The following is a 24,029-nucleotide window of genomic DNA, read 5'->3' as shown; positions in this document are numbered from 1 at the left end:
AGAACTTTCCTCTCTTTCATGGGAAGCGGGCTACGCCTTCTGTTCCCGGATTAAAGCAACTGTTAGAATACCACGGAGTGGAATTGCAACAGGAAACTTTGGAACAATTGTGGGCTTACCATCAACTGCTGCGGGAAAATAATAAAGATCAAGATTTGACCCGCTTAAATGCATTCGAAACGATTGTGGAACGCCATTATGCCGATTGCATTCTCATCAACGCTTATGTAGAAAAATGGCCGAAGCGGATGATCGATGTCGGAAGCGGCGCTGGATTTCCTGGGATTCCGTTAAAGCTCGTCAATCCCGATATTCGCTTGACACTTTGCGAACCGCGCCCGAATCGCGTGGAATTTTTGAATCTCGTGATTCGCGAACTCGGCCTCCAAGGAATTGATGTGTTTGGACACAAAGTCACCAGCCGAAGCCTCACCTTCCCCGTCGAAGGAGTCATTAGCCGAGCATTCGAACTGATTGAACTCACTCTCCCGCGCATTCAAAAAGCTCTCGTTCCCGGCGGCCGCGCTTTCTTTATGAAAGGTCCTGCCGTCAAAGAAGAACTCGCCACTTTACACCCCGAAGATTACGGTTTTAAACTTTTGGAAAAGCATTTTTACCGCATTCCCAAAAGCACTCAAGACCGCGCACTCATCGTCCTCGAAAAAGTAGAAGTATGAATAAAATTCGCATTGCAACTCTCCAAGGAAAATGGGAAAATACAACGCCCGCAACGGATGCGTGGTATGCAGCCGAAGCCCGCAAATTCAAAGGAAAAGGCATCGACATTCTCGTTCTCCCCGAACTTTATCACACCCCTTACTTCCCCATCGAAGAAGGTGAAAAAGGCTTTGATTGGGCGATTGAAAAAAGCGACCCGTTGATTACAGAATGGCGAGAAATTGCGAAAGAAATTAACGCTGTCGTCGTCTTCCCATTTTTTGAAAAACGCGCCCGCGGAATTTATTACAATAGCGCATATGTTTTTGAACGCGACGGAAGCATCGCAGGGCTTTACCGCAAAAGTCACATTCCCGATGATCCGGGATTTTTCGAAAAGTATTATTTTGCACCGGGCGATACCGGATTTGAACCGATTCAAACTTCGGCTGGGAAATTAGGAGTTCTCATTTGTTGGGATCAATGGTTCCCCGAAGCCGCTCGCATTCAAGCGCTCAAAGGCGCAGATATTCTCATTTATCCGACGGCAATCGGTTGGGATGTGAAAGAATCCAAAGATTTATATGAACGTCAAAAAGACAGTTGGATGACCGTAATGCGCGGGCATGCAATCGCAAACCGTCTTTTCGTCGTCGCAGCAAATCGTATCGGCACCGAAGGCGATCTCACTTTCTGGGGGCATTCTTTTGTGAGCGCTCCCGATGGATTCCTTATAAGCGAACTCGCTTCTGATTTTTTGGGCGCATCGGTTACCGAAATCGATCTCAAAGAAATTGAATTTAATCGCCGTTGGTGGCCGCATTTCCGCGATCGCCGCACCGATTTATACAAAGACATTCTCAAAAATTGGATGACTCCATGAACTTAAATTATCCCGCAGAATGGAAAGAGCAAAAAACGATTTGGCTTGCGTTTCCGCACAACGAAATGAATTGGGGCGGTGAACTCCGCGAAAAAATTATCGCTTTTTATTATGAGCTCATCGGCATCTGCTCTCGCTTTCAGCCGGTAAATGTTCTCGTGCAGCCCGATTTTATTTTGCCCGCAGAACAAAAGAAAAAATTTGACAACGCACCGTTTAAAATTCGTTGGATTCCGATTGAAACCGATGACATTTGGATTCGCGATTACGGTCCTTTCTTCGTTTATTCTCAGCACAAAACTTCCAAAATCATCAACTTCCAATTCAACGCTTGGGGCGCAAAATTTCCGCCTTGGAATCACGATGAGCAAGTGCCAAAAGAAATCGCTCTCCGCAAAAGACTCGCATTAAAAACATTTCCGTATATTTTTGAAGGCGGCGCCATCGAAGTCAACGATGATGGTTTAGGACTTACGACTCTCCCTTGCCTCGTCGGTGAAAATCGCAATCCGACTTCCGAACTGAAGCACGTCGAAATGGCTTTAAAAGAAGCGTTCGGACTCCGCGATTTGCTCGTCTTGCCCGAAGGTTTAATCGGCGACCATACCGATGGTCATATCGATAACGCGGTGCGCTTTGTTTCGAATGAACGCATCGCGATGGCTTGGGAAGAAGATCAAAATAAACCGAACTTTAAGCCGATGTTACGGAATAAAGTGATTCTCGAGACTTGGCTCAAGCGTCATTACGGTGAAAAAGCCCACGTTGATACAGTGCAAATTCCCACGCAAAAAGTCATCGATGGCGAAATTCTCCCCGCGTCTTATATGAATTTTATTTTCTTAAACGGCGCACTCGTCTATCCGAAATACGAAGAAAAATTCGACAATCTTGCCGAAGCTTATTTCAAATCGGTTTTCCCCGATCGTGAAATTATCGGCATCGATGCGACGACTGTCATCCGCCAAGGCGGAAGTCTGCATTGCATTAGCAAGCAAGAAAGTTAATCTTTAACCAAATAAATCGAGTTGAGTTCCCTCCGCAGCGATTTTCGTTGCGGATTTTTTTTCGGGCTTTTCAATTTCTAAAGGCGGAAGCGCCGACAAATTTTGCTTAGCGATAGCGAGCTCTTTTTTGGCGCGGACGATGGCTGCTTTCGCACGTTCATCGACGGCTTCGTTCCATTTAACGCCAGAATGCGCAGGCACTTTTTCAAATTTCATGCCGGGATATTTTCGCGCTTCGAGCACATAACGTTTTGAAATCGGTTTGTTCGCTTTCCAATCGCCCTTTGCCCAGCGTGCGATGCCTTCGTAATCGTGGCAAATCACTCCCGTTTTTCCCATCCGCTTTAACCAAGCCATCGCATGCAAACTCGCGGTGAGTTCGCCATCTATGTTACGGCTTTCGGCGGGCAAATCGGTGACGCCGCTTTCGGTTGCAATTTCTTTTCCATCTTCGACGGCGATAAACGCCCAACCAGCGCGATCAAAATCCGGGGAAAATGAACCGTCGACATAAATGCGTAAACCGTCTGCGTGCACTTTCGAAATTCCCGAGAGCCATTCTTCGGCGGATTCGCGGGTCGGAAACGACTTAAATTGGCAAGCTTTTACACCATGCGTAAGCGCTTCGCATTCTGTCCACGAAGTCACGATTTTTTGCAATGCAGGGGTCTTTATCGCGTAAAATTTCATCTTTCCCATTAGCGAAATTTATATATTCCAAGTGAAAAGTTGGAGTTTATTTTTGAAACCGTCGCCTTATTTTGCGGATTCTTTTGCGTTTTTCTTCAAGCGTTTCCTTTCCGAGGATTCGCTCTTCCGTTGGTTTGTGAAAAAAGCGGGCAACGAAAGCGCCGCATTTCGGTATCCGTTTAAACTTTCTGAAATCGGAAATTTATTCATCTGGCTTCCCGAAAACGCCGATGAAATTCTCGCTTCCATTCCGTTCTTAAAATCTCTCGCCAAATTGAAATCGCACGGCGTCCTCTTGCTTGCAAATACGCAGCACGAAAATCTTTTAACTTCCAGTCGCATTTCCCAAGAAATCGCTTACTACACAACGAAAGGACTCCGCTACGGCGAAGAAGAATTTCAAAAAATTCAATCGATGCTTCTCGCCCGCAAAATGGCGATGTGCATTTGCTTAGAACAAAATCCGCGTTTTCAACAACTTTATTTGGCAAAGGTTTGCGGTGCGGCTTATCGATTCGGTTTTAATTGCGAAAAATTTTATCCGCTGTTAAATCTTAGCCTTTCCTCGCTCGAAGATTCGGAGAAAAAAGCGTCATTTCTCACGGAGCTTTTTAAGAAGGCTTCTGCATGACGGATTTGACGAAGAAAAAAATCGGCTTTGCTGATTTGCATTTGCACACGAATCTTTCGGACGGTTCTCTTTCGCCGTTAGAACTCGTGAAACTTGCAAAGCGACGCGGACTCCGCTGCATTTCGGTGACCGATCACGATACACTCGCCTCTTACGAAGCGACGAAACCGTATGCGGATGAACTCGGGCTCGAACTCATTCCGGGCATTGAAATTTCTGCTGTGTGGCAAGGCCGCGATGTGCACATTCTCGGTTATTTTTGCGATCCGACAAATCTCGCCATCAATATGGAACTTGCCGAAAGTGCGAAGCAACGCATTTCTCGGGCGCGCTCCATTCTCAAAAAGCTAGCGAGTTTCGGCGTCAATGTGAGCTTCGAAAAAGTGATGAGTTATTGCAAAGGCAAAGTCGTCGGACGTCCGCACATTGCGATGGCTCTCGTCGATGAAGAATACGTTTCGAGTTTTGGCGAAGCCTTTAACAAATACTTGGCCGATGGAGCGCCCGCTTTCGTCGAAAAGCGCGGACTGAATCCGCAGCAAACGATTCGCTTAATTGAAAACGCTGGCGGCATCGCTGTTCTCGCGCACCCTTACAAATCCAATGTCGATGTGCTCATTCCCGATCTCGTCGAAGCCGGATTACAAGGCATCGAAATTTATTCGCCCGCACAAAAAGGTTCTGTCGGCAGACGTTACCGCGAACTCGCAGAACATTATAATCTCGTCGGCACCGGCGGCTCGGACTTTCACACCGAAAACAGTCCTTACAATCCGAATTGCATGAAGATGCCCTATTCCGTCGTCGAAGAACTCCGCGAACGCCGCGAAAAATCCCGCGCAGAATCTTTCTAAAATTCCATTTTTCTTTTTCTCATTTTTTCGCTTTTGGCATTCCTAAAAATGCAATAAGAATCGCATCGATCAAAGAAAATCCGACAAAGACCGTGAGCAATTTTGGCGAATAACCGTAGCTGTGAAGCCCTGTGCCCAAAAGGTTTACGCCGAAAAGACAAAAACCGATGACGAGTAATAGTGCAGCGGTCAACGCTTCCCAGGATTTTTCTGAAATCATTTTTCCGCGCGGTAAATGCAACAAAAAAAGCGTCCACAAAATCACAAGAAGTGCCGCGTTTTCTTTCGGATCCCACCCCCAAAAACGTCCCCACGCAACGTCTGCCCAAAAGCCGCCGAGAATCGTTCCGAGAGACGAAAGCGCAAAGCCTACGCGAAGTAAAATTCGCAACGCATTTTTCATTTTTTCATCGGGCGATTTTTTCCATTTTCGAAGAATCAACTGCCAATGCGCAAGAAACGCTGCAAAAATTAAAACGCAAAATCCCGCAGCGATTGTAAACACATGCAGCGAAAGCCAAAACGGAGAATTTAAAAGAACGGAAACCGATTCAAAAGAATCGCCCGCAGAAAACATCGAACGGAGAAGAAGCATGAAAAGTAAATTCATTCCCGCGCCGATGAGAAGAATACTTTCTTTCATTTTTACCGCTAAAAAAATCGTTGTCAAAGAAATGCCGAGAGAAATGCACAAAATCATTTCGTAAAGCGATGTCAGAGGAATTCGCCCTTCGCCAATTCCCCGCCAAATAAAAATGCCGATTAAACTCACCGCAAATAAGCTCTGCAAAAAAATGCCGAGAAGAAAAAGTCTCGATTTTACGCGCGATTGAATGCGGCAAAAAATCGCCGTCAAAAATCCGACGATGCATAAAATCCACGAAAAGAAAATCGGATTCGTTTTATAATAAGCCGCTTCAGCGCGAATTTTTCTTTGCTCGCTCACGGGTAAATTTTCGAAAGGAATTGAAATTTGCGAAAGCATTCCCGCTTGCAACGAATCGTATAAATTTAACGCATCATTTAAACGAATCAATTCAAGAGTCAGCGGACGATCGTCTTCGCGCTCTGCGTATTGCCGCAAAAGAGAACGCACATCGTCAAATTCGCTGCGCAAAAAATAGCGACGATCTTTCGGCAAATGCAAAATGTCGCGTGCAGTCGCCCGATTCACCGCAAAAATTTTTTGTGAATCCGCTTTCCCCGAAAGAATATTTTGCAAAATTTCTGCCGCCGAAAAATCTGCACATTTCCGTTTTTCACAAAGGCGTTCCGCAAGTAAAATTTCAAACGATTCCAGCGGACGAATGCGATTTTCAAAATTGACCGTCGTAGGAATTGAAGCTGAAAAATTTTCCGTCGAAGGCTCTGTTTCGGCAAACACAAAAAGCGAAAGCAGCAAAATGAAAACGCTAAAAATTTTCATTTTTTCCTCGACAAAAAATGCATTGCAAAAAAATTCCCGCACAAAAAATGAGCGCAAAAAGTTTCGGCACAAAATCAAACGGATCGCGGCGAATATGCAATCGGACAATTGTTTTTTCGGCGTTCATCGGAATCGTTTCGGCAAAATAAATTTGATAATCGCCGATTGTCTGCGGTGAATTGGCAGCGATAAAAATGGAATCGCCCGCTCCATTTAATGCGCAAACTTTCATCGAATCCGCGTTGAGTAAGCGCAGCGAATTTTTCGCTTTTTCATCGAGAGGAAGAGAGGCTCCCACAAAGCCAAAGGCATCAAAATTTTCCCGCGACGCATGACTCAAAAAACTTCCCGCGATGAGAATGAGAAGCGAAAAATGCAAAATCCAAATTCCCACATTTTTCTTCGTCCGCGGAATCCGAAAAAGCAAAGCGCAAAGTAAATTGACAAAAAGAAAAATCGCTAAAGTTTTCAATGCGGGCAACGGAAAAATTCCCGCGGCAAAAAATATCCAACTATCAAAAAATCGTTCTGTTCCTAGTTCAACGCCCGCGCGCGCTTCGAAAAGAGTTCCCCAAAAAACGAGCCCGAAAATCGCCAAAAGCAAAGCCACGCCCACGCGCAGCGAACCCAGAAAACGCAGAACAGAAATCAAAAATTTCACCCTCTAAATTTAGACAAAAATTTTTCTGCGAAAATTGGAAAATAATGCATTTATTTGGAATATTTTTTTTCATTCTTTTTGTTCACTTGGCGAAATTATAAGTAATTTTACATAGGACTTTAAAGCATAGGTTTTTCATGGATTTTCAAGATTCAACAACGATGACAAACGACCAGATGCGCGCCATTTGGGATTTTAATTGCTCCGATCCGTTTTCGATTTTAGGCATTCATGCGCTAGAAACCGACCGCGGACTCAAAACCGTTATCCGCGTTTACTTGCCCGGAGCCGCTCATATCAGCGGTGAATCCGTGGAACCCGAAATCATTTACGGAGCAGCAAATACCGAAACGGTAACCGAAGAAAAAGTCGGAAAGAAACCCGCCGAAAAAAAGAACGCAAAATCGGCGAAGACGACGAAGTCAACGAAAGCTGCCAAAGCGACAAAAGCGAAAACAACTCGTGCAAAAAAAGCAAAAGTCGAAGAATCCGAAGCGAAAAAACTTGTCTTTGAATTTGTGAAAATCGGCGACTCGGGATTTTTCGAAGCCGTTCTCGATATGGAATTTCAGCCGTTCTTCTATCGGTTGAACATTACACTCGACAATGGAATTCAATATTCTGTCATCGATCCGTATGCGTTCTTGCCGGTGCTCACCGACTTCGATTGCCACTTGATTAAGAACGGCACGCACTACGAACTTTACAAGAAACTCGGCGCCAATGTGATTCGGCATCAAGGATTTAACGGCGTGCAATTCGCCGTTTGGGCGCCGAATGCGAAAAGCGTTTCTGTCGTCGGAAACTTTAATAGTTGGGACGGCAGAAGACATCCGATGCGCATGATTGGCGCATCGGGAATTTGGGAAATTTTCATTCCAGAACTCGGCGCAAATGAATTGTATCGTTTTGAAATTCATTCGCAAGATGGTCGCCTTTTAACCAAGTCCGATCCGCTCGCTAAGCTCAGCGAAATGCGTCCGGCGACGGCTAGCGTTACCACGCATCTCGAAGGCTACGAATGGAACGATAAATTATATATGGATACGCATTATGCGACCCGTGTCTTCGGCAGTCCGATGAACATTTACGAAGTGCACGCAGGCTCGTGGGAACGCGATCCCACAAATCCTGATCGTTTCCTTTCGTGGAATGAACTCGCCGACAAACTCATTCCTTATTTGAAGGATATGGGTTACACGCATGTGGAATTTCTTCCGATTATGGAGCACCCGCTCGATGAATCGTGGGGCTATCAAGTGACCGGTTACTATTCGCCGACGAGCCGTTTTGGTTCTCCGGACGAATTCCGTCACTTCGTCGATCTTTGTCACCAGAATGAAATCGGCGTGATTCTCGACTGGGTTCCAGCCCACTTCCCGAAAGATTCCTATGCGCTCGGACGCTTCGACGGCACCGCTTGTTATGAACACGCAGACCCGCGTCAAGGCGAACATCCGGATTGGGGCACTTACATTTTCAATCTCGGCCGCAAAGAAGTTTCGAATTTCCTCATCGCCAATGCGATGTATTGGCTCCGCGAATTCCACTGCGACGGTCTCCGCGTCGATGCAGTCGCAAGTATGCTTTACTTGGATTACGGAAAACGCGACGGCGAATGGGTGCCGAATAAAGACGGCGGAAACATCAATTACGATACCCTCGAATTCTTGAAGCATTTGAATAGCATCATGGGACGCTTAGCGCCGCACGCGATTCTCATCGCCGAAGAATCGACAAGTTTCCCGTGCATTACGCGTCCGCCAGAACGCGGCGGTCTCGGTTTCCATTACAAGTGGAATATGGGCTGGATGAATGACTTCCTCACCTATATGAAGCACGAACCGATTCACCGCAAATACCATCACAACTTGATTACGTTCAGCATGGTTTATGCGTATTCCGAAAATTTCATCTTGGTCTTAAGCCACGACGAAGTCGTCCACGGCAAAGGCTCGATGCTCGGAAAAATGCCTGGCGATAATTGGCAGAAATTTGCGAACTTACGTCTCGCTTATTCGTATCAATTTGCGCATCCTGGGAAAAAGCTCAACTTTATGGGCAACGACTTCGGACAATTCCGCGAATGGAACGAGAAGCAATCCCTCGACTGGCATTTGCTCACGTGGGAAACTCACGGTAAATTGCACGAAATGTTCAAAACCCTTTCGCACATTTACAAAAACGAAAGTCCGTTCTGGGAAGTGGATCACGCACCCGAAGGCTTTGAATGGATTTCGTGCGACGACGCAGATAATTCCATCGTTTCGTTCATCCGCCGCGATGCACACGGTGCGACAATTCTCTGCGCATTCAATTTTACACCGGTGCCGCGGACTCCGTACCGCATCGGTCTCCCGGCCCGCGGACGTTGGCAAGAAATCTTCAATTCGGATTCCGAGATGTGGGGCGGTGGAAACATCGGCAACGCCGGCGAAGTCCACTCCGAAGAAACGCCTTGGCAAAATCGCCCTTGGAGCGCAAACATTCAACTGCCGCCGTTAGGAGCAGTCTTCTTCAAATACATTGGAGAATAAATTTTGCAAGGAACGCCGCTCAAAGAGCGGCGTTTCTTTTAGGTGGGAAGATTTTTTGAGTTATCGCGCCGAAGGCGCCATTTCAAAAGAGTTTATTTTTCGTTGCGGAATTTATCGGCAAATAATTTCTGCACCGAGACGCCGTAGAAGACGATTTGATCTAACCAAATTTCTGCATTCGAAGTCGAAAGGAATGTAATCGTCCGCATCCGCGATTTAATCGCTTCCCAATCTTCATTTCCGCGAGGAGGAATTGCTATGCGAATCCATTCCGTTTTACTCGGAATATCAAATTCAAAATCCCAATCGGCAACGGCTCCCGTTTCATCGAAGCCAGCGAATTGAACGATAATGTGACCCTGCCCGCGGATATAGAACGAAAGACTATCGAGTTCGGATAAATCGTAAGAAGTGGTGCTGTCTTGCCACTGCGAAACGCCGATGTCAAATCCGCAAAGAGCGAATGCTCCCGCGGACGAATCCACGTTAAATATGAAATGCAAACTCTGCGAACCTTGGAAACTTTCGTCCGAGCGAACAAGCGCTTTTAACGGAAGCGACGGAACGACTTCGCTTAACGAATCGGCTGCGGTAAACCACCAACTAGAACCGGTTAACGCGTGGAAAAGATTCGTCCCATCTTTCTTTTCAAAGTCATCGACTAAAGCGCTATCTTGAGCGGGAGCCGCTAATGTCACAGCATTATCGCCGTTTGCTTTTACCTGCGAAGCGCCCCAATAAACGTATTCCGAATCCGAAGCCGAAAGAATCGCATACTCGCCCGCGGGCAAATTTTCAAACGAGAAATTTCCCGATGCCGAAACATCCGCGCTATACGAAGTTCCGAGCAAATAGAGTTTCTGCGGACTCTCATTCGCCGTGAGAACGCCTTGCAAAGTCGCAGGCTTTTGCAATGTGTCCCGCAGAAGGGAGTCGCCCATGAAAACACGCCCCCGAGCGACTCCCAACTGTTCTTGGACTTCAATAAAACCATCGGACGAAGGACGCTTTAAACGCGCAATTCCTTCATCATCCGAGACAGCACTGTCTTCGACAACTGCCGTTCCCGTTACCAAACGAACGCGAGCACTCACTGCGGGATTCCCCGAGGCCGTTACAATATGAACCGCCAAAGTATTCTGCGTTTCATCCCAAATGCCGCCACCTGCCTGCGTCGAATCCGAGCAAGCAAATAATCCGAACGCAACAAACGCCGAAAGAATTTGCACGACGCTTTTTTTCATGAAGACGAAACCTCTTTTGAAAACGCTACTGGGAAAAACGCAGTAGCAAAACGCATCACGCGATCCGGAGAATTGACCTTTTCAACCCTTGCCCGAATTTCGTCACGCGCATTATTCAAAATAGCAAGACAATCCTTGAATGCGGATTCGTCAAGCGCCATATTCATCACATTGATGTCGCGTTTTGACTTTTCATGAATATCTAAACTCTGCATCGCGAGCTTCATCGATTCGGCTTGGTAAGCGCGGATGAGTTTTGAGCGGTAATCGCCGCCCGTCGTCAAAGTCCTATCGGATAATTTCCAAAAGCCTTCGGCATCGCGTTCGATTAAACCTAAACGCTGCAAAAGTTCGACAGAATTTTTCGCTTCGTCCGCAGAAATCGGCGGCGAAACCATCGCCCCTAAAGCTGCATAATCATTTTGAATGCGCACAAATCCGAGCAGCGTCCGTACGACGCTATGATACCATTTTGAATACAATTCGTATTGGTCATTTTTAAGCTCTTTACTTTGCGCACCTTTTAACGCTAAAACTTCGGCGAAAAGACGACGCGTTTCCGATTCGCTGCGGGCGCGTCCCAATTCCACTAATTTTTCAAAATAGATGGCTTCTTTTTCGTTGAGTTTTAAATATTCTACAAAGCGCGGCAACGCGCGTTTAGAAATGTGCAAATTTTTTTGTAGAATGCGGAAAACTTGACTTTGATCGAGTCCAACGCCATCGCCGAAAACTTTGTAAGAATACCACGGCGCATTCGCCTTGCGATATTCGAAAAAGGCGAGAAGATATTCGCGGTAATCTAAAAATTCTAGCGGTGAAATCTTTTCCATGTCAAAACCACACTCTCAATTTACTCAAAAATAAAAGAGCTGGCAAAATGAAAAGAAAAGATGTTTTGCAAAGAATTTTGCAATGTGAAAAATTTCGCTACGCGTTCAGCAAAATTTTGAATTTACTGCCTTCACCAAGCTTCGAAGTGACCGAAACTTTGGCGTGATGCAATTCGGCGATGTGCTTCACGATGGCGAGCCCGAGGCCTGTGCCACCGGTTTCTTTTGAGCGACTTTTGTCCGCGCGATAAAAACGTTCAAAAATATGCGGCAAATGTTCTTCGGCAATTCCCATTCCCGAATCTTCGACGATGACCGCATTTTTTTCATAGACGACTTTAACGCTTCCGCCGTCTTTATTGTAACGAATCGCATTCGAAATTAAATTGTAAAACATTTCATAAAGTTTATTGCGATCGCCGAGAATGAAAAAATTTTCCGCCGGTAATGCAATTTGAATGCGGCGCTTGTCGGCTAAAGATTCTAATGCGGAGACAATTTCTCGCAGCACATCGCTCACATTCACTTTTTCTAATTGGATTGCATTCGGCGAAAGTTCATCCAATTCCGAAAGTTTCATGATGTCATTGGTAAGAGTCAGAAGGCGCTTCGATTCTTTATGAATTCTCGCGGCGAATCCCGAAATATCTTCGGGTTTTGCAATTCCCGTTTCAATCATTTCAGCATAGCCCGCAATCGAAGTCAGCGGAGTTTTTAATTCGTGCGAAACATTCGCCGTAAACTTTTCTCGCAAATCCGACAAATTCTTTTTTTCGGTCACATCGAGAAGAATAATGATAACGCCCGAAACTTCGCCGCTCACAAAAACAGGGCTCGCAATCACGCGAATATCTTTTCCAAAAAGTTGAATTTCTGCATCGTCTTTTTTTCCGCCCGCAGCCGTTTCCACCGCGTGAATGAGTTCTGCATTTTGCGAAAAGCAACGTACATTTCTTCCGGTGAAATCGCCTTCGGTATGGAACATTTCGCGGGCAACTCCGTTCACCAAAACGACTTCGTTTTTGGCATCGAGAAGAATCATGCCTTCGGACATGTCTTCGATCAAAGTATGAAAACGATTGCGTTCAAATTTGAGCCGCGCCATTTCCCGTTCGGTATTGTCGCGTTCCCGTTTGAGTTCGCGGACGAACGGCGCAAACTCTTTGTAAACCATATCGCCTTCGGGAAATTTTACCGCATCTAAATTCTCGGCGAGTTTTCGAATCGGTTCAACAAATCGCGACGATAAAATATGCGCCATAAAAAGTGAGAAGAGAAGAATGGCGACGAGTAAAATGGCAAGCTTCGGATAAACTCCCGAAAGCATCGCATACGCAGTCGCTTTTCGAATCGCTAAACGCAGCACATTGCCATCGGACAAAAGTTTTGCATAATAGTAAACATCGGTTTCTAAAGTTTGCGATTCGCGGTAACTCGAGCCTTCGCCATTTTTGATCGCACTTTGCACTTCAATCCGAGAAAGGTGCGAACCCATTTTATTCGCTTTCGCATCCGATTCAAATAGGACATTTCCTGTCGGAGAAATTAACGTAATCCGAAGTGACGACGTCGCAAAATTTTTAAGTTCATCGGGAGAATGCATGAGCGCATAAGCGCTCGAAATAATTGCGCCTTGCTGCTTCAAATCAAATTGAGTTTGCGTCGAAACACTTGTGCGAAATGCGCCCGCAGTCAAAAGCATCGCGATGACCGCAGACAAAAGCCCTACATAAAAAAGGCTAAAGCTCAGTTTTTCCTTCATCTGTCACCTCGATTTCCGCTTTGTAACCGACGTTGCGAACCGTTTTAATGTAATCGCCCGCTGCGCCTAATTTTTTCCGCAGCGTTTTAATGTGCATATCGATTGTCCGCGATTCAAGAGTGCCATCGACTCCCCAAACTTTTGACATCAACTGTTCGCGATCAAAAACGATTCCCGGTTTAGAACAAAGTAACTTGAGAAGTTCATATTCTTTAAAAGTAAATTCGACTAAATTTCCATCGACTTTGACCTGATGACGTTCATCGTCGATTTCAATTTTTCCGAGATGCAATTCTGCGGGCTTTGCTGCGACGACTTCACCTTTCATTTCTGCCCGCCGCAAAAGGGCGCGCACGCGCGCCAAAAATTCCATAATGCCAAACGGCTTGGTGAGATAATCATCGGCGCCTGAATCGAGTCCTTTGATTTTATCCATTTCCGTCGTCTTCGCCGTTACCATCATCACAGGAACTTTGGATGTCGTCGCCCGATGCCGCAATTCGCTCAGAATTGAAAAGCCGTCGCGTCCCGGAAGCATCACATCCAAAATGACAAGCGCAGGAATTTCAAGTCCGAGTTCTCGAAAAAATTCTTCGGAAGATGCTGCAGCGAGCACTTTATAACCCGCACTTTTCAGCGCGTAAACTTCCATTTCGCGAATATCGCTATCGTCTTCAACTACGCAAATCATTTCGTCTTTCCTTTTTCCTATAAAGTAAAACTCAAAAGTAAATTCGGCGTTTTCGTTTTGTAAAATTTAGATGAAATCCGTCATCATTTTCTTCGAAGATTTTGTGAGATAAATCGTCGCATCGAGAATGGCGCGACATTCATAGAGAACGGTTAAGAAAAGCAAATTGACGCTCGCCACATTTTGATTTTCGGCGATATTTTTTTGCATCGTTTCTTTGCGAATGCTCACAATTTTTGCGCCCGCAGAACGAATGCGATTTTTCAAATTTTCAAATTCCGTGTAATCGCTTTCCAAAACCATCCGCGCCGAATCTTCGATGACATCGCGCATCTCCGAAGCAATTTCTAAGATGATATTTTTTTGCTTGAGAGAAAGCGGCGTCAAGTGATTGTCCACATGATTCAAGCACGGTTTAAATGCGCGCTCCAAACTAAAGTAAAGCGACATCGCAAAATCGTTTGCTTGATACAAGAAAAATTTTTTGGCGAGAGAATCATCGACTGTCATTTTTTGCGAACAAGCAAATCCTTCTTTCCGCAGACGATGCAGCGTTTTATATTCCTCTTTCATTTTTTGTCGCACGTAACGCAGCGTATCCAAATCATCGTGCGCAAGCGCTTGAAGCGTATCGTGCACCGAGTCTTCTACAAAAACCAAATACCAACCCCAGCCTTCGGCGTAATGTTTGCGCACAAGCGGGAGAACTTTCGTCGGGTCTTTTTCTTCGATGATGGCGTGAAATTCTTCGGCGCTCGAATTTTTCTCCGCGGATTTTTTGCGGTAACGAATGGAAGAACGGATGATAAAACAAACGACAAGTGCAAAGAGTAAAAGCGCAACGGAAATGCCGCCGAGGAAGACGATTCCGCTGACGATAAATGCGCAGACAAACGCAGCGAATGCGGTAAAGAACCAACCGCCAATTACCGAAAGCACTCCGGTAATGCGATAAACTGCGGTTTCTCTTCCCCACGCTTTATCGGCGAGAGACGTTCCCATCGCCACCATAAAAGTGACGTATGTTGTCGAAAGCGGAAGCTTCAAAAATGTGCCGAGAGAAATTAAAATACTTGCGAGCATTAAATTGACCGAAGCACGTAACAAATCAAAAGCCGCATCGCTTTCTTCCAAATGCAAATTGCGCACATCAAAACGATTCCGCAAAAAACGCCGCATCCGCGCCGGCACAATGCCTGTGACAATGGACGAAACCGAATCCGCATAACGCACAACCGCCCGCGCAATCGGACTTGTGCCAAATAATTCTTCTGACGAACTTTGACTCGAAAGCGAAACCGAAGTCTGAATAACGCCGCGCGCTTTCTTCGAAGTCGCAAGCGAAATCGCCATAATCACTCCCGCAAGCGAAAGAATCCACCACAAACTTTTTTCCGAACCGCAAAGCGCTGTCATCAAAACTTGATCCGCCGGAAGTCCGCTATTCGAATACGAGATAAACGCCGAAAGCCCCGCAAGCGGAACGCCGATAAAATTCACCAAGTCATTCCCGGCAAACGAAAGCGCAAGCGAAAATGTTCCCGCAGCGACAATCAATTTGAGCACGTTTCGTTTTAGCAAAAAAAGTAATTCCGAAAGCAATGCGAAAAACACAAAACTTCCGCAGAATGTCATGAGTTTATTTTGCGTAAGCACCGCCGGAATCGAAAGCGCAGAACCTTTGAGCCCTTGAAAAAGAACGAAATAAAAAATTGCCGCTAACGAAAGCCCGCCGAAAATAGCGATGAAGTAACGTTCCCGCGATTTGTAACGAAATGTGAAAAGCGCACGCGAAATCCATTGCACAAGCCAACCAAAAACGAAAGCAATCGCGACCGAAGTAAAAATCGCAATAATCACCGAAAGCGCTTTTTCGGTATTCACTAAATCGCCGAGGTGCAGCCCCGCCGCTCCGCGATTTAATTTGATTAACGAAAGCGAAAATGTTCCGCCCAAAAGTTCAAAGACCATCGAAACCGTCGTCGAAGTCGGGAGCCCGAGCAAATTAAAAATATCGAGAAGCACCACATCGGTGAGCATCGCGCCCGCGCAAATTGAAATGATTTCGGCAAAGGTAAAATGCTCCGGTTGGAAAATACCGTGACGCGCCACGTCCATCATCCCGCTTGAACAAGATGCGCCGATTAAAATTCCCGCCGCTGCGATGGCGATTAAGAATTTAAAACCAAAAGCTCGAGAGCCGACCGCCGAATTCAAAAAGTTCGACGCATCGTTGGAAACGCCGTTGACCAAATCAAAAACGGCGAGAGTAAAAAGCATTCCGATGATAATGACGTAAATATCCATGCCTTAAAATTACGCAAAAATTTACAGCAGAAAAAGGGCGAAATCGTTGATTTTAGAGAAGATTTACACCGATTTTACATGGATTTTACAAAGGAAATCAAGCAGGAAAAGTCAATATAAAAGCGTCAAGCAAAAGCTTGACGCTTGATAAGATGAATTTTTGCGAAAAAAAATCCCGAGCTTTGCTCGGGATTTTTCAATTCTTTGGAAAATTACTTTCCGGTAATGCGACGGAAGCCGCGAGTTTGCTTGTATTCCGTTCTGCGGTAAGTTCCCGGAATGTATTGCAATTCTGCACCGGTCTTCACGCAGTGCGGCTGCGGGAATTCCACGAGCGAAACTTGATAGATGTAAGCACCTGTACCGAGCTTACGCCCATCTTTCGAAACCGGATACATCTTGACGCTTGCAGCAATCGAGCCCGAAACAGTAGCCGGATCCAAAGCACTGCATTCGCCCGATGGCGCATAAGAACCGGTAATCGCATTAAACTGTTCTTGCGAAACCGCTTGGTTATACTGGTTCACAAAGTGACCGAGATGGTCAAAGACGCGCACGTTCACGCGGAAAGCTTGGTCCGTCACAAACGAGAAGCTCACGCAGTTTTCCACATCACCAACGGTTGCGCAACGCGCATTGTCTGCAGAACCTGCACCCGTTGCCGAATTTTTCGTATTCGAATTGATGATTTGCGAATTGGCTGCGCTGCTCGGATCCGAACCACCCGGAGCTGCAGTAATCTTTTTGATATTTTCTGCAATCCAAGCACCTTGGTCATCGGAATTCGAATATTCCTCCGGGAGCACCGAGATAACAATTTCACCGGTTTCCTTATCCGAAAGTTCACCGCTCGGCAGTTTCTTATCGTCAAACGGCGGACGGTCAATGGTATTATCAGCCGGGATAACAGTAGTCGTCTGCGACATTGTCACCGTTGTCACAGGACCTAAGTTATAAGTATCCACTTCCTTACCGTTTTTCGAAGTCACATTAAACGTATTCTTAAAGACGCATTCTGCAGCATCCGGATGATCCGAAGATTCCACATAGTTATAAGTCAACGAGTCGCCAAATGCCGGGTTCACGGTAACAGCACAGCTCGGATCGGTGCAAAGCTTACCGGTGAGCTTATACTGATAACCCTTCGAAGTTCTTTGGTTATAAGCTAAGCTTGTAATTTGATAGGCCAAATATGTTTTGCCGCGCTTCACAACAATCGGGAAGTATTGACCATTCGCCGCATTCATAAATTGAACACTTGCGTCATTCAATTCAGAACTTGAATAGAAATAAGTTTCGAAGTTACCTTGCTCGTTCTTCAAGAGTTCAGCTTCCAAAATACGCGGCTGACCGAATTGAGAAGCAGCGACTTCGGCAAGGTTTGCACGAATATAAAGGTTCGAACCATCGGACTGACGGTCTGCGTAGAAGAAGTGCAAATGGTGCCATTGACCATCTGCCCACTTGCCATCAGCACCGCAAGCGCCTTTCTTCTGTAGAGTGGTCGCTAACGGTTCGCCCGGATGGCAACCGTGATTGTTTTCTGCCAAAGTGCGAATATTCACGATGCCCGGAGTTGCCAAGTGCGTTCCGCCCAAGTCCACCGCAAGCACGCCATCGACGAAAATCCACATATCATCGTCACCAGCGAATTCAAAGATTTCTTGCGTGATATTGCCCAAAGCATCCGGCAAACCCGTGTTATTTTCTTTATAATACTTGAAGTTTGCGTAACCCATCATCGTAAAGTTGTAATTGCGCAAATGCTGAAGACCGAGCGTTCCATATTGCACAGCAATATTTGATGCAGCATCCGGAGAGAGCGCCTTTGCGCCACCATTCTGATTCCAAGCAACGCAAAGGGCTGCTGTATTTTGGTTCAAAAAGTCGGTTTGATCGTCTGCATATTCATAATTATACGGCGGGCAGAAAATAGAAAAACTCTGCGGTCCCCATTGATCGCCCGGAGCCGGCCCAATTCTCTGTTGCGAAGCCGAATCAATAATATCGAGTGGGAAATAGCCACCATTATTGTAGTTGTAATTTAATTCCTTATACTTCGGATTATCCGCAGCTGCCGGAATATCCATCGTGGTTTCGGTGCGTTTGTTCACATCTTTAATGTCTTCAAACCATTGGGCAAAATAAAAGTTATCGCACGCGTCATTACCTTTTTTGATGTGCACATTGCGCAAATAGTCCACCGGATCGCCGACGGAATCGCGGTCGAATTCCAAGTATGGCTGAACCATTCCCGGGGTATAATACACTTCGTTTTCCCAAAACATGCCCCCCGAGCAAGTATTCTTTTGCACACCCGTAAATTGAGCCGCTGAGTTAGCCCCAAAACCGCGCTGATTTTCAACACCAGGAATAGAAGACTGTTTGCATTGACCATAGGTTAAATAAGAACCTGGCAGTGTTGTCTGCGTCTGCAAATAAGCCGGAAGGAGTGGGTTCACAACCCAAGGAAGCCCATCTTTTCCTAATGCAACACCTTGTTTCGATACCTTGTTGCCGCAAGTATTGTGATAAGCGGCGCGACTAAGCCAATCTGTATCATAGCCCGGCTTTGCCCAAAGCATAAATTCATTGGAATGCTTTACAGATTCTTCGGAAAAGTTTTCAAAGTCCGGATGGCTCGGCTGAAAATCGCGGACGACAACGTCCAAAGAAACCTGAAGCGAGTTTGCGGCAAACGCACCCGCTGTAAACGCCGAAGCCAACATCAACACTTTTTTCATCATGTACACTATCTCCACCAAAATAGGGTGTAGGAATATTCCCCCCAAATATACCTTTTTTCCATCTCCCCTATTCTTATGCAATTCTTTTTTTACGAAATTTTTCAAAAAGTTTTCCTTTTCGCAAAATATTGTGACCAAAGGCATCAAAATTTCGACTGCTTTTCTAAAATTATCCCCACTATGACCGTTGCCATTCTCTTTACTTTAGCGATTGCGTTGATTTTATTCCGCGCTTTTGTGCTGCATCTGCGCGCAACCGACCTCGATAATCGCGATTTTGTAAATCTCCCCCGCGAAATCAAACTCGCCATTCTCAAAGAACGCGTTCTCGAAACGCCTTCGGAAAAAGCGTTGCGCAATCTCGGCATTTTTTTAGAAAGCGAAGGAATTTCCGTCGATATGGAATCATATCGTCCTCTTTTTGCGGAGCAACTCCGCATTTCGAGACAAGAAAACGCCATCGCTCTCGACAACGAGCTCTACGCCCGCGAAGCTATCTGGATGGATCAAATTCAGCCGTTTGAATTTGAAATTGCCAAAGCCCACAAAGCCGCCGGCGAAAAAGAAGCTTACATTCAAACCTATTTGCAAGGAGTTCGCCGCTACTACTCCGACGAAAAAATCGAAACTTCTTTAGAAGCGCTCCTCCCCGACTATCCCCCCGCCCAAGAAATCCTTGACGGCTATCGCCAGTTAAAAAAACTCCGCGACGAAAGCCCCGCCGACGAAGCCTCTTTAGAAAAATTGTCCCAAGCAAAAGAAAACTGGCTAAAAAAATTCCCAATTTCTCATTCCTAACTCCTCCTTCCTAATTTAAATTTGTGTTATGAAAATTTTTGTTACCGGTGTGGCAGGTCAGCTCGGCCACGATGTGATGAACGAGCTTGCGAAAAGAAATTATACTGGAATCGGGAGCGATATTGCGCCGACTTATAGCGGTGTTCAAGATGCAAGTTATGTGACAACAGCAGAATATATTCCGCTGGATATTACCGATAAAAATGCGGTCAATTCTGTTCTCGAAAAAGTAAAACCCGATGTCGTTGTGCACTGCGCCGCATGGACCGCAGTCGATCTCGCTGAAGATGCGGACAAGCAAGAAAAAGTCCGCGCAATCAACGCGACAGGAACCGAAAACATAGCGCTCGCTTGCAAAAAATTAAACTGCAAAATGGTTTACATTAGCACCGATTACGTTTTTAATGGTCAAGGGGAAATTCCCTGGAAACCGGACTGCAAAGATTATCAACCGCTTAATGTTTACGGCCAAACAAAACTCGAAGGCGAACTTGCTGTTTCCCAAAATCTTTCCAAATATTTCATCGTTCGCATCGCTTGGGTCTTTGGAAAAAACGGAAAAAATTTCATCAAAACGATGCTCAATGTAGCAAAGACTCACGACACAGTCCGCGTGGTCAACGATCAAATCGGAACGCCGACTTATACCTATGACCTTTCAAGGCTTCTCGTTGATATGATTGAAACCGAAAAATACGGCTATTATCATGCGACAAATGAAGGCGGTTACATTAGTTGGTACGATTTTACAAAAGAAATTTATCGCCAAGCAGGACTCAAAACGCAGGTCATTCCCGTTTCCACCGCGGAATATGGACTTTCCAAAGCAGCGCGTCCTTTCAACAGTCGCTTAGACAAATCCAAGTTGCTTGAAAACGGTTTTAAGCCGCTCCCCACTTGGCAAGACGCTCTTGCGCGATACTTAAAAGAAATCGAATAACGAAAAAAGCCCGCAGTTTTTGCGGGCTTTCTTGTATTCAAAAATCGGTTACGATTCTGCTTCTTTTTGCGCAGAATGCAAAAGGTAAGCGTTGACGAACGGCTTGATTTTTCCATCGAGAACGCCTGTCGTATCCGAAGTTTCTTCGTTTGTGCGCAAATCTTTCACGAGCTGATACGGCTGAAGCACATAACTGCGGATTTGCGAGCCCCATTCCACCTTTTTCTTTTCGGCTAAACGCGCATCGCGCTTCGCTTCTTCTTCTTGGCGGTAATGTTCGGCGACCATCGTCGTAAGCATTTTGAGAGCCGTTGCGCGGTTCTGAATTTGCGAACGTTCCGTTTGACAACTTGCGACAATTCCTGTCGGAATGTGAGTCATACGAACAGCGGAATCCGTCTTGTTAATATACTGACCGCCCGCGCCCGAAGAACGATAAACATCGACGCGAATATCTGCGGGATTGATTTCAAATTCCACTTCATCGTGTTCGGGATAAAGATAGACAGCGCAGAAACTTGTGTGACGGCGAGCGTTCGCATCAAACGGGCTAATGCGCACTAAACGGTGCACGCCGATTTCCGAACGGAGAAGTCCGTAAGCATATTCATCTTTGACTTCAATCGTTGCACTGTTAATGCCCGCTTCTTCGCCTTCTTGCACATCGATGACTTTAAAATCCATGCCTTCGCGTTCTAAGAAACGCTTATACATACGGAGAAGCATCTCTGCCCAATCGTGTGCTTCGGTTCCGCCTGCTCCCGGATGAATCGTGAGAACAGCGGCACAAGCATCATCGGGTCCCGAAAGCATCCGACGAAATTCCATTTCATCAACGCGAGCGAGAAGTGCTTTATATTCTTCTTCGACGTTATCAAAAAGTTCTTGCGAATCCGGTTCGGACTTTGCCATTTCGTAAAGTTCCGAAAGATCATTACAATTCGTCGAAACTTCATTCCAGTCGGCGAGGACTTTTTTGAGCGAAGTAATTTTTTTGAGAAGCGCTTGCGCTTTATCTTGATTATTCCAAAGTTCTGGATTGCCAGATTCTTTTTCTAATACGGAAAGTTCAACCTCTTTAGACTCGAGGTCAAAGATACCCCCGGAGCTTATCGATCCGCGTGCGGAGTTCGGTAAGCCCAGTGTGCGAAGTCACTGCCATTACTTTGCGCCTCCGATGGCATTTTCCGGAGTGTATTCTTTGTTCAAGTATTGCACTTTATATTTTGCAGCAAGTTCGTCTAAGTAAGCTTTGATTTTCAGCTGACGTTCTTGTTCGGCTTGAACGCGCAGAATGTAATCGATTTGCACTTTGTAGTTTTCAAATTTACCGTCATTCTTTTCGGTGAGCATGAAAATTTGAAGACCTTCGCTCGTCGAGAAAACTTCCGAAATATCGCCGACTTTGAGAGAGCTAATCGCCTTCGCAAAATCAGCGCCCTTCGTTTTGGCAACGAATTTATTCATCACACCGCCGGTTTTACGCGCATTTTCGTCGTCGCTATATTGCGCAGCGAGAGTCGCAAAGCTTGCTTTTCCCAAGCGAACTTGAGCCGCTAAACCTTTTAACAATTCTTTCTTATCGGCAACGGCTTCTTTCGATTCGCCCTTTTTGCTCTTGATAAGAATGCGTGCACCGCTAATGGTATCGTTCAGAGGAACTTTGGATTTGTTGAGTTCCCAGTAAGCGGCAATTTGCTTTTCGGTCGGATCCTGCGGATACGGCACTTTCTGTTCCAAGATGATGTCGCTCTGCAGCTGTTGTTCAATCCGTTCGTTAAATTGCGCTTCGGAAATGTTGTTTTTCTTTAATTCTTTGTTGAACATTTCGATATTCGGATACTGCGCTTTGAAAAGTTTTGCAACGCTATCAATGCGGTTCTTCGGCACTTTGATTTTAAGCGCTTTCGCTTCGAGTTTCACCAATTCTTGTCCGACGAGATTATCGATGACAGCCCAACGCACTTGCTTCATCGCTTCGGGAGGAACTTGACGACCGCGAGCTTGCGACTTGGCTAAAGCTTCGGTTAAACTATCGATATGAGCCTTCGAAATTCCCGTTTTGCCGACGCGAATCGCATCAAAATTATTGCCGCTCATCAACTGAGCCGAAGCAAATGTTGCACCAACCATCACAGGAAGAATTGATTTTTTTACAAGATTCAAAAAGCGCATAAGCACCCTAGGTTAAAATTTTTGATGTGAATAATATAGAAAAATGAAATCGCGTTGAAAGCAATTTCATTTTGAAGAGTTTCCACCGCAGCGATTCGCTGAAATTTTCATTAAATTCGGCGAACGCTTGCAGCCAAATTTATTTCTTTTCGGAAATTGTTTTTGCGGAATCCGGCTGAGCGATTGCCGAAGAATCCGCGGGAATTTTTACCGCAAGAGAATCCTTCGGAAGCTGCGCTGTCGAATCGACTTTCGCTTCTTTGATTTCAGCAACTTTTGCTTCTGCATTTTGCGGAGCTTTTACTTCGGACTGCGTTGAATCTGCCGAAGTTTCCACCGGCTTCGCTGTTGAATCCGAAACCGGATGCGGTTCCGTCACCGTGCCATCGAGAATCGCTTCGAGCATTTCTGCAGCCTGCAAGAATTCGTTCGAATCCGAGCAACTCTTTGTCGCGAGAATTTTTTGCAGATATTGCTTTTGCAATTTCGTATCACCTTCGAGAGCAGCGATATTGGCAAGTTTAAGAAGAGCGGCGCATGTTTTCGATGCATCGGGGAATTGCTTCACTTCGCGGGCAAAAACCACTTTTGCTTTATCCGCTTGGCCAGCATCCGAAAGGCAAACGCCCATCCAGAAGAGCGCTTCGCTTGCGATATTTCCCGTTTTCGTTTCTTCGTAGATTTGCTTAAATCCCGAATACGCTAACTTGATTTCGCCTTTGTGATAATCGGCGCGGGCCGTATTGAAAAGCGAATCGAGGGTTTGCATTTTTTCGGCCGAGATAGCGGCGCTATCTACCTGCGAAATCGCTTGACCGTTGACGACGACTTTTTTCGAAAGGATTTTATCGGACTTGCCGATTAAAAGATCCAAACGATAAAGCAATTCTTCGTGATGACTATCGCTTCGGTCGCTCATATCGGCGACTTTAGACGAAAGCATTGCGAGTTCAACTTTCATGCGTTTCTGCACAAGCAAAAGCGAATCGATGACCGTTTCGAGCGAATCCATGCGGGCTTTATTTGCCGCAGCCATCGTCGCCATTTCTTGCTTCATCTCTTGCGTGACATCTTTTTTGACATCATCGCCGACCGCTTGCATTTCTTTTGTGCGGAGAAGTGTCACGCTTGAGCACGCGCTCAGCGCAAAAGCTGCCATCACCGTTCCAAAAATCAGACGTTTCAT

General features: G+C 45.8%; 20 protein-coding genes. 8 read left to right on the top strand and 12 right to left on the bottom strand.

Translation table 11 applies throughout. The features are described 5' to 3' along the window. Positions 1–77 precede the first annotated feature (77 nt). From rsmG to B0H50_RS00310, 3 genes are read left to right on the top strand one after another with little or no spacing between them, the layout of a single operon-like run. Entirely contained in the window at positions 78–677 is a 600-nt protein-coding gene (gene rsmG, locus B0H50_RS00320; protein ID WP_233244456.1) for a 16S rRNA (guanine(527)-N(7))-methyltransferase RsmG, read from the top strand. Beyond that, positions 674–1,540: a carbon-nitrogen hydrolase gene (locus tag B0H50_RS00315; protein WP_109587058.1), complete on the top strand. Its 867-nt coding sequence runs from the start codon at positions 674–676 to the stop codon at positions 1,538–1,540. The genes rsmG and B0H50_RS00315 overlap by 4 nt, the downstream gene beginning before the upstream one ends. Then, the gene (locus B0H50_RS00310; RefSeq protein WP_109587057.1) at positions 1,537–2,547 is read left to right on the top strand and encodes an agmatine deiminase family protein; all 1,011 of its coding nucleotides are present in this window, start codon (positions 1,537–1,539) and stop codon (positions 2,545–2,547) included. Before B0H50_RS00315 ends, B0H50_RS00310 begins: the two co-directional genes overlap by 4 nt. Before the next feature lie 3 nt (positions 2,548–2,550). On the opposite strand, the gene B0H50_RS00305 is transcribed toward B0H50_RS00310, so the two are convergent. Beyond that, entirely contained in the window at positions 2,551–3,246 is a 696-nt protein-coding gene (locus B0H50_RS00305) for a ribonuclease H1 domain-containing protein (RefSeq protein WP_106198403.1), read from the bottom strand. 43 nt (positions 3,247–3,289) lie between these two features. Here B0H50_RS00305 and B0H50_RS00300 point away from each other — a divergent pair, with 43 nt between their 5' ends. Continuing rightward, positions 3,290–3,868, top strand: a complete 579-nt coding sequence (locus tag B0H50_RS00300; RefSeq protein WP_146129162.1) for a hypothetical protein — start codon at positions 3,290–3,292, stop codon at positions 3,866–3,868. After that, positions 3,865–4,722: a PHP domain-containing protein gene (locus tag B0H50_RS00295; RefSeq protein WP_106198401.1), complete on the top strand. Its 858-nt coding sequence runs from the start codon at positions 3,865–3,867 to the stop codon at positions 4,720–4,722. Before B0H50_RS00300 ends, B0H50_RS00295 begins: the two co-directional genes overlap by 4 nt. 19 nt (positions 4,723–4,741) lie before the next feature. Here B0H50_RS00295 and B0H50_RS00290 read toward each other — a convergent pair whose 3' ends face one another. Both B0H50_RS00290 and B0H50_RS00285 read right to left on the bottom strand, forming a co-directional pair. Further along, complete coding sequence (locus B0H50_RS00290; protein ID WP_109587056.1) at positions 4,742–6,148, bottom strand: cytochrome c biogenesis protein; 1,407 nt, start codon at positions 6,146–6,148, stop codon at positions 4,742–4,744. After that, complete coding sequence (locus B0H50_RS00285) at positions 6,135–6,809, bottom strand: hypothetical protein (RefSeq protein WP_106198399.1); 675 nt, start codon at positions 6,807–6,809, stop codon at positions 6,135–6,137. Before B0H50_RS00285 ends, B0H50_RS00290 begins: the two co-directional genes overlap by 14 nt. A gap of 137 nt (positions 6,810–6,946) precedes the next feature. Here B0H50_RS00285 and glgB point away from each other — a divergent pair, with 137 nt between their 5' ends. Further along, positions 6,947–9,346 (top strand): 1,4-alpha-glucan branching protein GlgB, encoded by a 2,400-nt coding sequence (glgB, locus tag B0H50_RS00280; protein ID WP_233244435.1) that lies wholly within the window; start codon positions 6,947–6,949, stop codon positions 9,344–9,346. 92 nt (positions 9,347–9,438) lie between these two features. Here the strand turns inward: glgB and B0H50_RS00275 are convergent, their stop codons facing one another. The 6 genes from B0H50_RS00275 to B0H50_RS00250 form a co-directional block, all read right to left on the bottom strand. Beyond that, complete coding sequence (locus B0H50_RS00275) at positions 9,439–10,590, bottom strand: Ig-like domain-containing protein (protein ID WP_106198398.1); 1,152 nt, start codon at positions 10,588–10,590, stop codon at positions 9,439–9,441. Next, positions 10,587–11,423: a TIGR02147 family protein gene (locus B0H50_RS00270; protein WP_106198397.1), complete on the bottom strand. Its 837-nt coding sequence runs from the start codon at positions 11,421–11,423 to the stop codon at positions 10,587–10,589. The genes B0H50_RS00275 and B0H50_RS00270 overlap by 4 nt, the downstream gene beginning before the upstream one ends. A gap of 97 nt (positions 11,424–11,520) precedes the next feature. After that, entirely contained in the window at positions 11,521–13,185 is a 1,665-nt protein-coding gene (locus tag B0H50_RS00265) for a sensor histidine kinase (protein ID WP_106198396.1), read from the bottom strand. Then, complete coding sequence (locus tag B0H50_RS00260) at positions 13,163–13,876, bottom strand: response regulator transcription factor (protein WP_106198395.1); 714 nt, start codon at positions 13,874–13,876, stop codon at positions 13,163–13,165. Before B0H50_RS00260 ends, B0H50_RS00265 begins: the two co-directional genes overlap by 23 nt. A gap of 66 nt (positions 13,877–13,942) precedes the next feature. Beyond that, positions 13,943–16,183 carry an inorganic phosphate transporter gene (locus tag B0H50_RS00255; RefSeq protein WP_109587055.1) on the bottom strand — a complete coding sequence of 747 codons (2,241 nt, stop codon included), beginning with the start codon at positions 16,181–16,183 and terminating at the stop codon, positions 13,943–13,945. A 212-nt stretch (positions 16,184–16,395) separates the two neighbouring features. Continuing rightward, the gene (locus B0H50_RS00250) at positions 16,396–18,930 is read right to left on the bottom strand and encodes a fibro-slime domain-containing protein (protein ID WP_158275863.1); all 2,535 of its coding nucleotides are present in this window, start codon (positions 18,928–18,930) and stop codon (positions 16,396–16,398) included. 180 nt (positions 18,931–19,110) lie between these two features. Between B0H50_RS00250 and B0H50_RS00245 the strand changes: the two genes are divergently transcribed. After that, a complete protein-coding gene (locus B0H50_RS00245; RefSeq protein ID WP_146129161.1) occupies positions 19,111–19,728 on the top strand; it encodes a hypothetical protein in 618 nt (205 codons plus the stop codon). Between the two features lie 28 nt (positions 19,729–19,756). Beyond that, on the top strand, positions 19,757–20,668 hold the full coding sequence (gene rfbD / locus B0H50_RS00240; protein ID WP_106198391.1) for a dTDP-4-dehydrorhamnose reductase: 912 nt from the start codon (positions 19,757–19,759) through the stop codon (positions 20,666–20,668). 48 nt (positions 20,669–20,716) lie between these two features. Here rfbD and prfB read toward each other — a convergent pair. The 3 genes from prfB to B0H50_RS00225 all read right to left on the bottom strand — a co-directional run bounded on the left by prfB (position 20,717) and on the right by B0H50_RS00225 (position 24,029). Further along, a protein-coding gene (prfB, locus tag B0H50_RS00235; RefSeq protein ID WP_106198390.1) for a peptide chain release factor 2 occupies positions 20,717–21,830 on the bottom strand; the annotation gives its coding sequence in 2 pieces (ribosomal slippage) (positions 20,717–21,760 and positions 21,762–21,830; 1,113 coding nt in all). Continuing rightward, the gene (locus B0H50_RS00230) at positions 21,830–22,843 is read right to left on the bottom strand and encodes a peptidylprolyl isomerase (RefSeq protein ID WP_106198389.1); all 1,014 of its coding nucleotides are present in this window, start codon (positions 22,841–22,843) and stop codon (positions 21,830–21,832) included. Before B0H50_RS00230 ends, prfB begins: the two co-directional genes overlap by 1 nt. Positions 22,844–22,982: 139 nt before the next feature. Next, positions 22,983–24,029 (bottom strand): tetratricopeptide repeat protein, encoded by a 1,047-nt coding sequence (locus B0H50_RS00225; protein WP_109587053.1) that lies wholly within the window; start codon positions 24,027–24,029, stop codon positions 22,983–22,985.

The sequence above is a fragment of the Hallerella porci genome, assembly GCF_003148885.1.
Classification (GTDB): Bacteria; Fibrobacterota; Fibrobacteria; order Fibrobacterales; family Fibrobacteraceae; genus Hallerella; species Hallerella porci.
This window is presented reverse-complemented; position numbering and strand designations above follow the sequence as displayed.